At 36.8% G+C, this 14677-nt stretch carries 10 protein-coding genes; 4 read left to right on the forward strand and 6 right to left on the reverse strand.

Features of this window, described 5'->3' with window-relative positions:
• Nucleotides 1-446 precede the first annotated feature (446 nt).
• The 4 genes from cas3f to carA form a co-directional block, all read right to left on the reverse strand.
• Nucleotides 447-3770: a type I-F CRISPR-associated helicase Cas3f gene (cas3f, locus tag J6569_RS01635; protein WP_296317320.1), complete on the reverse strand. Its 3324-nt coding sequence runs from the start codon at nt 3768-3770 to the stop codon at nt 447-449.
• Nucleotides 3767-4720 (reverse strand): type I-F CRISPR-associated endonuclease Cas1f, encoded by a 954-nt coding sequence (cas1f, locus tag J6569_RS01640; protein ID WP_366940469.1) that lies wholly within the window; start codon nt 4718-4720, stop codon nt 3767-3769. The genes cas3f and cas1f overlap by 4 nt, the downstream gene beginning before the upstream one ends.
• Before the next feature lie 165 nt (nt 4721-4885).
• Nucleotides 4886-8101: a carbamoyl-phosphate synthase large subunit gene (gene carB / locus J6569_RS01645; RefSeq protein WP_296317322.1), complete on the reverse strand. Its 3216-nt coding sequence runs from the start codon at nt 8099-8101 to the stop codon at nt 4886-4888.
• A gap of 2 nt (nt 8102-8103) precedes the next feature.
• Nucleotides 8104-9264 carry a glutamine-hydrolyzing carbamoyl-phosphate synthase small subunit gene (carA, locus tag J6569_RS01650; RefSeq protein WP_296317324.1) on the reverse strand — a complete coding sequence of 387 codons (1161 nt, stop codon included), beginning with the start codon at nt 9262-9264 and terminating at the stop codon, nt 8104-8106.
• A gap of 270 nt (nt 9265-9534) precedes the next feature.
• Here carA and argF point away from each other — a divergent pair, with 270 nt between their 5' ends.
• Entirely contained in the window at nt 9535-10545 is a 1011-nt protein-coding gene (argF, locus tag J6569_RS01655; RefSeq protein ID WP_296299979.1) for an ornithine carbamoyltransferase, read from the forward strand.
• 99 nt (nt 10546-10644) lie between these two features.
• Nucleotides 10645-11142 (forward strand): phosphatidylglycerophosphatase A, encoded by a 498-nt coding sequence (locus J6569_RS01660; RefSeq protein ID WP_296302119.1) that lies wholly within the window; start codon nt 10645-10647, stop codon nt 11140-11142.
• Nucleotides 11143-11197: 55 nt separating this feature from the next.
• Here J6569_RS01660 and nadK read toward each other — a convergent pair whose 3' ends face one another.
• On the reverse strand, nt 11198-12076 hold the full coding sequence (gene nadK, locus J6569_RS01665; protein ID WP_065574520.1) for an NAD(+) kinase: 879 nt from the start codon (nt 12074-12076) through the stop codon (nt 11198-11200).
• 158 nt (nt 12077-12234) lie between these two features.
• On the opposite strand from nadK, the gene grpE reads away from it, so the two are divergent.
• Nucleotides 12235-12819 (forward strand): nucleotide exchange factor GrpE, encoded by a 585-nt coding sequence (grpE, locus tag J6569_RS01670; RefSeq protein ID WP_034909401.1) that lies wholly within the window; start codon nt 12235-12237, stop codon nt 12817-12819.
• 44 nt (nt 12820-12863) lie between these two features.
• Here the strand turns inward: grpE and def are convergent, their stop codons facing one another.
• Nucleotides 12864-13376 carry a peptide deformylase gene (gene def / locus J6569_RS01675; RefSeq protein ID WP_065605826.1) on the reverse strand — a complete coding sequence of 171 codons (513 nt, stop codon included), beginning with the start codon at nt 13374-13376 and terminating at the stop codon, nt 12864-12866.
• A gap of 156 nt (nt 13377-13532) precedes the next feature.
• Here def and dprA point away from each other — a divergent pair, with 156 nt between their 5' ends.
• Nucleotides 13533-14639 carry a DNA-processing protein DprA gene (gene dprA / locus J6569_RS01680; protein ID WP_296299985.1) on the forward strand — a complete coding sequence of 369 codons (1107 nt, stop codon included), beginning with the start codon at nt 13533-13535 and terminating at the stop codon, nt 14637-14639.
• Nucleotides 14640-14677: the final 38 nt, after the last annotated feature.

Raw genomic sequence — 14677 nt, forward strand, 5'->3', positions numbered from 1 at the left:
AACTAACTATAAATAATTACCTAACTTTTTATTATTTATAACTATTAAAGTTTTATACTTCAGATGCGTGAACATCTGGATTTTATCTATATTTAACACTTCGATTTTGCAATGAACTGTCATGTAAATTAAATTACATTTTTGTAATTAAATATATAAAAAATCCACATCAATAAATTTTAATTTTAAATAAAATATAATAGGAAAAATTAAATTAGAAAATACCATAAATTAATGATTAAGAATGAAAACCGCCTATTCGGCGGTGAATGTAGAATGTATAATCAATATTTGAAAAAATTTAATATTTCTAAACTGCTTACACAGCAGTGTCATCAAGTATAAAAGAATTAAATCTTTTTTACTAGCAACCATTATTCACCTAACGATATTTTGTAAAAAAGTTTCCGGTAACTATATGTTTCAGTATAAAAACTGATATTCTTTTATCCTTTCTTTTCATAAAATCCTAAATAAGGATGAAAATACCAACTGCTATTACGATATAAGCTTACGCTACAAAATTCATTCGCTAATCGATATGGCGTTTTATTTGGGAAAGATTCGGTTATTTTTGCTATGGCTTGCTCGACACTATTAACCAACCAAGGTTGAATGTTAGGATTAGCAAATGACCATTTTTTATATTCAATTATACTATTTTGTGTATCTTTACAGCACTCATCTGGTGTTTGCCATGCGATATCTGCATAGCTAAATTGATAATCGCCATCATCGTCAAGTTGGCAAATATATTCATCTTGTGTCTCATCATTTCCTCTAAATGGCGAAATCGCCTGTAAATGCACACAATGGTGATGAGCTAAGCCTTGTTGCCAATAGCTGGTGACATAATTACTTTTACGGGCATTAATCGCAAAGAGATCTGCCATGACCTTATGTTCTAATTCAGCTAGCGTTAGCCCATCTTCAGGGCAAGACTTAATACGAGGAACCGCATCTATATTCACTAACTGATGAGCAGGAATTAATTCATTTGTTTTATGGGTTTTCAGCAAAAATAATGGTTTTTCTTCAAATCCTGGTTTAGTAAAACAGGCTTTATCCGTACGATACTTAGATTCAATTGCTTTTAAATTCGAGCCTAATATGGCCACATTGGCCTTTTGTGCAATTTTTTGTGGTCGGTGACGCCATACTCGCCCTACTAACTGAATAATAGAGCGCATGGATGATGGTTCGACAATCGCCCAATCATAATCGTGATCGCGCCCGACTTCGGTGACTGGTGTGCCAATCACAATAAAGATATGATTTTCTTTTTTACTACCTTTTATAGATTGGCGAATTTCTGGTTGGCTAAATAGAGCCTGTTCATCACTGCGATTTAAAATTCTATCAAGTTTTTCTTCTAATTGGCTACGCAATAACAGCAGTTGTCGAGCATGATAAACCACGATATGAAAAGTAGTATCAGTAGGTAACTTCTTTTGTGCATAAATTTGTTCTGTAAGTGAAATAACATCTTCTGTATGGGCAAAACGCATTAAACCGATACTTACCTTTTTTTGCGATTTTTTATCAATTTGATGATGATCTTGGTGAAATTGATAAGCTTGATCCAATAATTGTTTAGCTAGCACACCATAATTGATTTTTTGGTTTTCTGTTTTATTTTCTTGGTAATTTAATAGATCCAAAATATGCCCTTGACGACGGATTGCGCTCTGTGCTAATTGATGAATGCGCATTGCTACAAATTGTTGATGATGATCGCTAAACGTTTTAGTATCAGCAATTTGTGATATCGACTGTTCATATTCATCAAACCAACCACATACAATGGCATTATTGGCATATTGGTTATTTTGATTCCAAATTTTTCGCCCTGCTTGGTAAGCATCAAATAATCCAGCAATTAAATCTGGTGTTAAGGTCGCCGATGACAGTAGTACTTTGCTACCAAACAATCCAGCTAAATGGACTAAACGCGCCAGCGCTGGCAAGTCGTGTTGATCAAAATCATCAGGTTCATCTAAAATCAAATCTGAGGTTAATAATCTTAACGTTGGTGCAATATATTTACCGCCTCGGCTACATTCGCTAGCTTGAATAATATGGTCAATTGTACATGTCACAATAGGTGCATAAAGTAATTGCCGTGCTTTACTGTCTTCAATAATAGTACCTAATTCACAATCAGCAATACCACTTTCTGCGACATCAATATATTCATCAAGTAACGATTCAATAGATTCACTACCTTGGTTTTCTGATTTTTTTTGAGAATCGTTTTGTTCAATGTCTTCCTTACTCAGTTCAAACAAGGTTTTTGTGGCTCGCCCACCCACTAAAATCGCCAGATGTTCATCACTTAAGTGTAATCTTTCTCTTAATGCTTTACCTGTTTGCAACGTTAAAACACGCAATCCCAATGCAATGGTAAAACGCACGCCCCGTTTTGGATTTGAAAGCGCATACATAACCCGCCCATTGGCTAAGGTTTTACCACAGCCAGTCGATGCCATATTAACACCAAAAAAGCCACATTCATCAGATAGTTGTTGATAACTTTTTGCTAAATCAAAAGCATGATTTTGCCATTGGAAGCGTTTTATAGTTGTTCGTTTGGTAAAGGGTTTATGTTGATTAATTGCGGGTAATTCCGTAGTTATTTCTGGTAATAAACGAGCAAAGCGGGCTGAAAAATTAGCTACACCGATTAAATGATCATCTAAACGTTGCTTCGCTTTTTTTAGGTAATTCGTGTTAGCAATCAATATTGCTTCATTTTCTTTTGCCTCTTCACATGCTAAAGATAAACTTGAGTAGTTATGATCAGCCACCATTAAGCTTAAACGTGAAATATGCAATAAAAACTCGTCAATATTAGACAATTGCATTAAAGGCACATGATTTAGGGCTTTGGTTGTATAACGGCTTAGTTTTTTCAGCCAAGGCTGACTTAAGGTTATATCGCTTTTAAGCAGCCAAAAATCGTTGGGTGAAGCGTGTTGACTATGACTATTTTTAACCCATTTATCAATTGCCTTAAATGTTTTATAAAAACTTCGGATAGTTAAACCAGATATATCAAAATCTATTTTCTGTAAATTTTTAATATCACCCGTTAATGAATCCGGTAAAAACGGCATTCGATGATGCGACACAATGAGCCACGCAATCCATTGTGCCAATAACGGTAACTGCGTGAGATCATTTTTGTCGACTTTGGTTAGTTGCTGGTACCAATTAGGATTCTGTTGTCGATATTCAGTAAAATGCGCTAATCGATCAAATAAGGCTTCGTTCGTGGTGCAGCCTTGAATCATTAATAAAAATAATTGTAACGAAATCCACTCATGTCGGTAAGGATCAGCCGCCACAGCCGTTTCTGCTCGTAATTTAGATTGAAAACCAATCGTTGCTTTACCTAAATCATGAAGTAGTGCCGCTATGGTTGTAATTAATTGGATACTGGTTGCATATTGCCAACAATTTTCGCTGTCACTGCGTAAAATATTACGTTTAGTACGATTAGTTGGGACTCGTCCCTCTTGATTAAACTGACTGCGATCACCCACAATCCACAAAAGATCAGTTAAATTTTTACCATGTGTCCAGTAACATGCAACAGCAGTATTTTTTCGTGCAGTTTTGCGTAATAATTTATAGAGCGTTTGTAACCCTGCTTCGGTCATTGGGCTTTGCCATGTTCGTTCACCGCAGCGCTCAGCGAACTGATCGATAATCCGCCTTGTTTCGGTTAAGGCGTTTTTTTTGCATTGACTAACAAGTAAAATATTCATATTTGATCTGCTATCTGTTTTAAAGTATCAATAATCCTATCAAGTGCACCTAATTGAGCAAATTGCGCAATACATGCCATACGAAATTCTTTTTCACTATCGCCTTGTTTGGCTGATAAAAAGGCCTGAGGTAATACAATGCCATCTTTAATAATATCTGCCGCATCAAAAACTAATCCACCTCGGCGAGTTTTTCCGTGTAAAATAGCAAGTCCATGAGGGAGACCTAACACCCAACAAGCCGTTGCGCCGAGTCCATAAGCTAAATAGTTACCATGGTCTAAAAATTGATTAGCGGGATCATGACTCTTGCCTCGTGTGCCTTGTTCCCGTTTAAATTTATCATCTTGTAAGGTTAATTGATTTGCCATGCTATAAAGACGTTTGCTAATTCGCCCTTCTGCGGCTAAAAGTGCTTGGCTATTATCAACATCGGTAAATTGTTGTGTTGCATCAGTAAGAATATGCGCTAACTGCGTTTTATCAACATCCCAATCAAATTGCGGCCAACACTCACTAATAATATTAAGCCGTGTTTGTTGCAATAATTTAGCTGCTTGTAATCGACGTTCATCATCAAACCAAAATTGACACCAGCTTTGTAGATATTCTGTCGGGCGATATTCACTTTGTGGCGAAAAAAATTGACAAGCGAATTCAGATTCGGTTGATGAAAATAGAGGCGTTCCGCCTCCACCACAAAAGCCAATCATGACACCTGCCCGTGAAAGCTCTCGCACTGCCGCTTGCGTTAATGATGTTCCCGTGCCTAATAAAATACAGGTAGTATTAGCTATTGGGATATTCCAATATAACGATTGTTGACCTTGCTCAGTAACATACTCAACTCGCCCGCCATTAACCAAAACACGGCAATGCTCTAAATAATAAATATTGGCACGCTTGGAATGCATGATCGTTTTTAGATCAGAAGAATGAATCATATCCATGATAATAACTAATTAAATTGATTGAAATATAGCAAATAAATTAACATTATTCTGTATCAAAAACGAGCATTTTATTGTTTATTAACAACAATTGCATGATTTCTAAGTTATTATATTGTGGATGGAATTTTTAAAGACGAGTGATACTCGTCTTTATCTTTGTGATTAGCAATAAAGTTGCTGTAATGGCGTTACAGTTTGTGCCGGATCGTAATCTAGCGCTGCAGTTGTAGCATAAGCAGCATTCATCGTGGTATCGTAATGTACCTTATATTGAATGGCACTTCGACGTAATACTTTTGAGGCTTCAATAGCTGCTCGCCCAGAGGTGGTATTAAGAATATAGCTATATTCGCCATTTTTTATATGGTCATGGATATTTGGTCGCCCTTCGTTTTCTTTTTTTACGACTTGGCATGGTATATTTGCTTGTTGTAATACCTTTGCCGTGCCAATAGTTGCATCAATACTAAACCCATGAGTAATTAACCGTTTAGCTACCTCTAACAGCCTTGTTTTATCCTGATCGCGAACCGATAATAATGCTTTCCCTGATTTTTTCATATTGGATAAACTACCTAGCTGGGCTTTAGCAAAGGCTTCAGCAAAGGTTGTACCGATTCCCATTACTTCACCAGTTGAGCGCATTTCAGGACCTAAGATTGGGTCGACGCCACTGAATTTATTAAACGGTAATACCACTTCTTTTACCGAATAATAAGGAGGAATCACCTCTTTAGTCACATTTTGCTTGGCAAGTGATTGTCCCGTCATCACGCGAGCCGCTATTTTCGCCAATGGTAAACCTGTTGCTTTTGAGACAAAAGGTACAGTGCGAGCTGCACGAGGATTGATTTCGATCAAATAAATTTGATTATCTTTCACCGCAAATTGCCCATTCATTAAACCTTTTACATTGAGTTCAAGTGCTAATTGTTTGGCTTGTTGTCGTAGTTTGTCTAAAATATCTGCAGTTAAGGTGTGGGTTGGTAGTGAGCAAGCAGAATCACCAGAGTGAATGCCTGCTTGTTCAATATGTTCCATAATGCCACCAATCAGGATTTGCTCACCATCAGCAATTACATCAATATCAACTTCAATTGCATCATCTAAAAAGTGATCAAGTAAGACTGGTGCATTATTTGATTCGCTTACTGCTGTTTTAAAATAACGGCGTAAATCTTGTTCATTATAAACAATTTCCATTGCGCGACCTCCTAATACATAAGAAGGTCTAACCACTAATGGATAACCTATTTTTTCTGCTTCAATGACAGCCTCATTAATATCGGTCACTGTGGCGTTGACAGGTTGTTTTAATTTCAGTTTATCGACGACTTCTTGAAAGCGTTTACGATCTTCGGCTTTATCTATAGCATCAGGTGAGGTACCAATAATTGGTAGCCCTGCTGCTTCAAGCGCACGAGCAAGTTTTAGCGGTGTTTGCCCACCGTATTGCACAATAACACCATTTGGCTTTTCAACATGTGCAATTTCAAGCACATCTTCAAGCGTAACGGGCTCAAAATAGAGACGGTCAGAAGTATCATAATCGGTTGAAACCGTTTCGGGATTACAGTTAACCATAATTGTCTCATAACCATCCTCACGCAGTGCTAATGCCGCATGTACACAGCAATAATCAAACTCAATACCTTGTCCGATCCGATTAGGACCACCACCAAGGATCATAATTTTTTTACGGCTAAATTGAGGATTAGCTTCACACTCTTGCTCATAGGTTGAATAAAGATAAGCGGTATCTGTTGCAAATTCAGCCGCACAGGTATCAACACGTTTATAAACAGGGTGAATTTGATATTGATGGCGTAAATCGCGAACAGCTTGTTCTGTGGTATTAAGCAGTTTGGCGATGCGTAAATCTGAAAAACCTTTACGTTTTAATTGCCACAATGTTTCTTGATCAAGCTGTGCAAGTGATTGTTCCTTTAGCTTGTTTTCAAGGTTAACCAACTCTTCAATTTGTACTAAAAACCAACGATCAATATTGGTTAGTAAAAAGATATCTTCTAAGTTGAATCCTGCTCTAAAAGCATCAGCAATATACCAAATCCGATCAGCGCCCGCTTCTTGGAGCTCATAACGAATTTTGGTGATATTTTTTTCATCAGTATGATTATCAATTTTAGGATCAAATCCTGAAGCGCCAACTTCAAGCCCTCGCAACGCTTTTTGTATTGATTCTTGGAAGGTACGCCCAATGGCCATCACTTCACCAACTGATTTCATTTGTGTGGTTAAACGATCATTACAACCAGCAAATTTTTCAAAATTAAAGCGTGGAATTTTGGTGACAACATAATCAATTGACGGTTCAAATGAAGCGGGGGTTTTTCCGCCTGTTATATCATTAGATAATTCATCAAGCGTATAACCGACAGCCAGTTTAGCGGCAATTTTCGCGATAGGAAAGCCCGTTGCTTTCGAAGCTAAGGCAGATGATCGCGACACCCGTGGATTCATCTCAATAACAATTAATCGTCCTGTCTTTGGATCAACCGAAAATTGTACATTGGAGCCACCAGTTTCAACACCAATTTCACGCAGTACCGCGATCGAAGCGTTACGCATGATTTGGTATTCTTTATCAGTCAAGGTTTGTGCCGGAGCCACCGTAATTGAATCACCTGTATGAATACCCATTGGATCAAAGTTTTCAATTGAACAAACAATAATGCAGTTATCATTTTTGTCTCGAACTACTTCCATTTCATATTCTTTCCAACCAATTAATGATTCATCAATAAGTAGTTCATTGGTTGGCGAAAGATCAAGTCCTCGAGTACAAATTTCGTCAAACTCTTCGGTATTATAAGCAATACCGCCACCGGTGCCCCCCATGGTAAATGATGGACGAATAATGCAAGGAAAACCAACTTGATCAAGAACGGCGTAAGCTTCTTTAAGCGAATGAGCAATCCCTGAGCGAGCGGTATCAAGACCAATTTTTTTCATCGCCTCATCAAAGCGTTTTCGATCTTCGGCTTTATCGATAGCATCGGCTGTTGCACCTATCATTTCAACATTAAATTCTTTCAATACACCTTGTTTTTCAAGCTCTAATGCACAGTTTAATGCTGTTTGACCGCCCATGGTTGGTAAAATGGCGTCTGGCCTTTCTTGTTCAATAATCTTACGAACGCTTGTCCAATGAATGGGTTCAATATAAGTGGCATCAGCCATTTCAGGATCTGTCATGATAGTGGCTGGATTAGAGTTAACTAAAATAACACGATAACCTTCTTCACGCAGCGCTTTACAGGCTTGAGCACCAGAATAATCAAATTCACATGCTTGACCAATAACAATTGGGCCAGCGCCAATAATTAGTATACTTTTTATATCTGTTCGCTTAGCCATGATTATTGCTCCTGCTTATAAATTTTAATTAACTCAATAAAGTGGTCAAAAAGTGATGCAGCATCATGAGGCCCAGGACTGGCTTCGGGATGACCTTGAAAACTAAAAGCTGGTTTTTGATTGTGATGAATGCCTTGTAATGAACCATCAAACAGTGATTTATGCGTCGCTCGTAAATGAGCTGGTAAGCTTGCTTCATCTACAGCGAAGCCGTGATTTTGTGCAGTGATCATTACCTTATTATTTTCTAGATCTTTAACAGGATGATTACCACCATGATGACCAAACTTCATTTTGATAGTTTTAGCACCACAAGCAAGCGCAAGAAGTTGATGACCTAAACAAATGCCAAAAATAGGAATATCTGTGTTTAAAAACTGTTTAATGGCATCAATCGCATAACTGCAAGGTGCAGGATCTCCTGGACCATTAGATAAAAAGATCCCATCGGGCTTTAAAGCAAGGACTTGTTTTGCTGTCGTTTTGGCTGGTACAACAGTTAATTTACAACCACGCTCAACTAACATTCGCAAAATATTATGTTTTACACCAAAGTCGTAAGCAACAACGTGATATGGTAATTGGCTTTCTGGTTTTGGAGCAGGCTGTTGCTGTTGCCTTGTCCATATGCCTTGTGACCAAATATAACTTGTCAAACAAGTCACTTCTTTGGCTAAATCAAGCCCACTTAATCCTTTAAAATCGATCGCCTGCTGTTTAGCTATTTCGGCTTTTTCAAGTAAGGTCGTTTTGTCCGTTGCTGTTATGATGACGCCATGCTGTGCACCTTTTTCACGCAAAATACGGGTTAAGCGCCGCGTATCAATATCCGCAATGGCAATAACATTATGTTTTTTTAAATAGCTAGAAAGACAGAGTTCGCTTCGATAGTTGCTAGCTAATAATGGCAAATCACGAATAATCAAGCCTTTTGCATAAACTTGGTTCGATTCGGCATCGGTATCATTCGTTCCTACATTACCAATGTGCGGGTAGGTTAATGTAACCAATTGCTCACAGTAAGACGGATCGGTAAGAATTTCTTGGTAACCTGTCATTGAGGTGTTAAATACCACTTCCCCAACTGTTTGACCATCAGCACCAATTGATTTCCCGATAAATTGCGAACCATCTTGTAACATAAGGAGGGCATAAGTTTGCATGACTAAAAGATCCTTTGAATGAATTATCATTAATTTTGAATAAAAATTCAATTTTACCTAGCTACAAAGATACAATATTTGGTCATTTTATTACACTTTTTTGTACAAAAAAAGCAATATTATAAAAATTATTTTAATAATTAAGTCTAATTTTTGAGACTTATCTCAACATAAAGGTAAAATGTTAGGGTTATTATGATGTTTAACTTGAATTTGCATAATTATTCAAATAGAATCATTTACATCATTACGGTTATTAGGAGCTATATCATGCACGGTTTTTATCAGCGTCATTTTTTACGATTACTTGATTTTACCCCTACCGAAATCAATCAATTAATTAATCTTGCTATCGAATTAAAACAAGCCAAACAACAAGGGCAAGAACAACAACATTTGATTGGTAAAAATATTGCATTAATTTTTGAGAAAGACTCCACCCGTACACGTTGTGCTTTTGAGGTTGGTGCATTTGATCAAGGTGCAAATGTCACTTATTTAGGACCAAATGGTAGTCAAATCGGTCATAAAGAATCAATTGCGGATACCGCACGCGTGCTGGGTCGAATGTATGACGGTATTGAGTATCGTGGTTATGGTCAAGAGATCGTTGAAACATTAGCCCAATATGCTGGTGTACCAGTATGGAATGGCTTAACGACCGAAGCACATCCAACCCAAATTTTAGCCGATTTTATGACAATGAAAGAGCATATAGGCAATCGCCCATTAAGTAGCATTAAATTTGCCTATTTAGGCGATGCCCGTAATAACATGGGAAATTCGTTAATGGAAGGTGCGGCTTTAATGGGAATGGAAATTCGTTTAGTTGCACCAAAGGCCTGTCATCCCGAAGCCGAACTCGTACAAAAGTGCCAAGATATAGCAAAAAATACGGGTGCAAAAATTATCTTAACCGAAGATGTTGCCAAAGGAGTTAAAGACGTCGACTTTTTATATACTGATGTATGGGTATCAATGGGTGAGCCTAAGGAAGTTTGGGATGAGCGTGTTAAATTATTAACACCTTATCAAGTGAATGAAAATGTTATTAAACTTACCAATAATCCAAATGTCAAATTCATGCACTGTTTACCCGCTTTTCATGATATGAACACTACCGTCGGTAAACAGATGGCAGCTCAATATGGTTTAACCAATGGACTTGAAGTGACTAATGATGTGTTTGAATCTGAACATAGTATTGTTTTTGATGAAGCCGAAAACAGGCTACATACCATTAAAGCGGTAATGGTTGCAACATTAGCCAAAGATGAATAATATTGTCATAATCAATACTTAAATGCTTAGCTAAAAAATTAGGCACTTTCTTTTTGCCGGCTTAATGTCGGCAAATTTTATTTAAAAGAATATTGGATTATGACAAAACAAGAACGAAATAAAGATTTTAAAAAATTCCTCAAGTTAACCAATCCCATTCATTTTTTAGCTGTAGGACTAGGTAGTGGTTTATCTCCAATTATGCCCGGAACAATGGGATCGTTAATGGCGATTCCACTTTGGCTATTATTTTATGGTTTACAACCAGCTTTATACTGGGTATTTATTTTAGTGACTTTTATTTTTGGTTGTTTTATTTGCCAAAAAACATCGGATGATACCCAGACGCACGATTCAGGGCATATAGTATGGGATGAATTTGTTGGCATGTGGATCACCCTATTTTTTATTCCACAACTTTCTGTTATGTGGATTGCGATAGCCTTTGTAGCATTTAGGATTTTTGACATGGCAAAACCGTGGCCAATTCGTTGGTTTGATAAACGTATACCTGGCGGTTTTGGTATTATGGTGGATGATGTGATTGCAGCTATCTTTTCATCATTCACCGTTTATATCATGACATTGGTTATTTAAAATGTAATCTTATACTAAAATACATACTTTCCTGAAAGTTTTTTACAAAAATAGATTAAAACATCTTTTGCGACCATCCTAACTTAGTCGAAAGATTATTAAAATAATCATAATCTTTGGTATGAATTAAATTAAATTCATATAAAGATCGACGAATAATCACATCTTGCGTTGGTTTGACCGGTAAAATAATTTGGCTATCACAGGCAATATTTAAATCAAGCGCAGTAGTTGGAAATTTAAGATGAATTGGGTTATTGCCTTTGATAACCAAAGGTCTAACTGCTAACGAATGCGGAAACATTGGCGTAATAATTAATGCATCTAAGTGAGGCGCCAAAATAGGACCTCCAGCCGATAACGAGTAAGCGGTAGAGCCTGTTGGCGTTGCAATAATTAACCCATCAGCTCGCTGTGAAAACGCATTACGTTCATTAATGTAAACATCATAGTCAATCATATGCGCTACAGTGTTAGGAGTGACGACAATTTCGTTTACGGCGAAACTCGAATTAATCAAATTACCATTATCATAAATGGAAACTTCTAATAAGAAACGAGGATCATCCTCATATTCACCGGCAATAACAGGACTTAATTGTTCAATTACTTGTTCATGCGAGATATCCGTTAAGAAACCGAGATTACCTCGATTAACACCAATCACTTTGATTTTATAGTGTGACAAGTACCTAGCTGAACGTAGCATATTTCCATCACCACCCACAACAATGGCTAGGTCAGCTTGTTCACCAATTGCTTCTAACGAAGCGTAATGGCTAACTGGAAATTGAATATGATCCGCTAAGCGATCTTCAACTAGCACATGAATACCAAGACTAACAAGCCAATCATAAAGCACTTGATGAGTTTCGATTGCCTCTAATTTACGAGGAAGCCCAATGAGACCAATGCATTTAAAAGGTGTATTCATAAAATATCCTTGTTATTCTTTTATATAAACGATATGTATTTTTTCGTCACAGGTCAAAAAATTACATATCAATTTACTGATAAGCTTGTAATCATAAAAATTGTCCCCATAATAACCGTAATTCACTAAGTTTTCGACTACATTATTTGGAGTACCTTATGACAGAGCAAGATAAAAATATGTCAGAAAATGAAACTAACATTGACACACCAGCTGAAGAAACAACAGAGCAAGAAGCTCCAGCGCAACCAAGTCTAGAAGAGCAATTAAACGCAAAAGATGCACGTATTGCAGAGCTAGAACAAGCATTACAGTTGGCTAAAAAAAATGAAAGCGAAGCCATGATTCGTGCGCGAGCTGAAATTGATAATGTTCGTAAACGTGTTGAACAAGATGTTGATAAAGCTCGTAAATTTGCACTAGAAAAATTCTCTAATGAATTATTACCCGTTATTGATAATTTAGAACGAGCTTTAGAATCTACAGATAAAACCAACCCTGAGCATAAAGCTACTGTTGAAGGGTTAGAACTGACATTAAAATCATTCCTAGATACTGTTAAAAAATTTGGTATTGAAGTGATTAATACTGAAGATTCACAACTAAATCCTGATGTGCACCAAGCAATTAGTATGGTTGAATCACCAGAACATCAATCAGGTCAAATAGTAAATACCATCCAAAAAGGCTATACCTTAAATGGCCGGTTAATTCGCCCTGCGATGGTAATTGTTGCTAAATAGTTATCTTTAGATAGGTTAACCGCCAATCACTGTGGCGGTTAATTTTATTGATTCCGTTGCTCCTCACGAGCAAGTTTCTTCATTTTTTGTTCAATTCGTTGACGTTTTAATGGTGAAAGGTAATCAACAAAAAGTTTACCTTTTAAATGATCCATTTCGTGTTGGATACAGATAGCAAGTAACTCATCGGCATCAATTTCGTAAGGATTGCCATGGCGATCTAGAGCTTTAATTTTGATTTTTTCTGCTCTTGGCACAAATCCACGACAATCAGGAACCGATAAGCACCCTTCCTCAATACCCGTTTCACCTTCTTGGCTTATCACTTCAGGATTGATGATCACATAAACTTGGCTTTTATCTTCTGATACATCAATAACAATAATTTGTTCATGTACATCAACTTGGGTTGCTGCAAGCCCAATACCATTTTCGTCATACATGGTTTCGATCATGTTATCAATGATCGTTTGTAGCTCAGGGGTGAACTTGGTAACAGGCTTAGCAACTTTGCGAAGTCGCTCATCAGGAAAACGTAATACCGGTAAAATAGCCATAAATTCTTCGATCTACTCCTCAAATTTCGGGTTTATTCAAACTATTGCTCATTGTAAACATTTATCATACTGATGAATAGCCCTTGTTGGCTATTGGTAGTATTTATCTTATCAATTCAAGATATCTAAATCATTTAAAACGAGTGCGGAAAGATTATGATGAGTAAATATGAATTCTTATTAAGAATTTCAATGGTTGGATATGGAAAACAAAATATTTTTGAAAAAATTGGACAGCTTTTTGCTAACGGTTTACCAAGTAGCATACAAAATGTGTCTTGTTTGTTAAATAAACTAGGATTGTCGGATGTTCAATTAGTGCGTTTTTATGAAACATCATATCTTCATTTAGAACCAATACTTCAATGGTTAGAATCACCCCACCCACAAAAACACCTTATTGCTTATTGTGATAACGATTATCCTTTATTACTTAAACAAATTTGTTCTCCGCCTTTATTGTTGTTTGTTTTAGGTAATCGACAGTTATTACATTCACCTCAATTAGCCATGGTTGGAAGTCGTGAATTTAGTGAATATGGAGCACAGTGGGGAAGATATTTTGCTAGTGAATTAGCTATTAATGGTTTAACAATTACCAGCGGTTTAGCGCTTGGATTAGATGCTATTTGCCATCGTGGCGCACTTGAAGTATCGGGCCATACCATCGCAGTGTTAGGCAGCGGTTTAGCAAAAATTGCACCAAGATCAAATTTAAACTTAGCCAATGATATTTTGGAGCAAGGTGGGGCTATTGTGTCCGAATTTTTTCCATTTGAAAAAGCCAGATCCGTCTATTTTCCTCGTCGGAACCGAATTATTAGCGGGTTAAGTTTAGGAACTTTCGTGGTTGAAGCTTCAGAAAAAAGCGGCTCGTTAATTACTGCGCGCTATGCACTTGAACAAAATCGAGATGTATTTGCCTTACCAGGTGATATTAACAATGAAAACTGTAGTGGAACTCACTATTTAATTAAACAAGGCGCTTATTTAGTTTCTAAACCAGTTGATATTTTAGAGCATTATTATAGTTATTTATCAGTAGTAAATAGCTCGTGTAATCAGCTTAAAGAAGAACAGAATAATTCTATTTTGTATCCTGAAATTTTTGCTGTGATTCATCATCAACCTATCCCTGTTGATATTATTGCTCAACAAGTAAATATGTCGATTTCAGAAGTGAGCGTCAAATTATTAGATATGGAACTAGAAGGTTTAATAAAGACGGTAACAGGTGGTTATATTCGTAATCGAGTGATTTAAAATTAAAGATTTTTTTGTCAAAAAGTTTCCGGTAATTA

It is taken from the genome of Gilliamella sp. (genome assembly GCF_024104075.1).
GTDB classification, from domain to species: Bacteria; Pseudomonadota; Gammaproteobacteria; order Enterobacterales; family Orbaceae; genus Gilliamella; species Gilliamella bombi.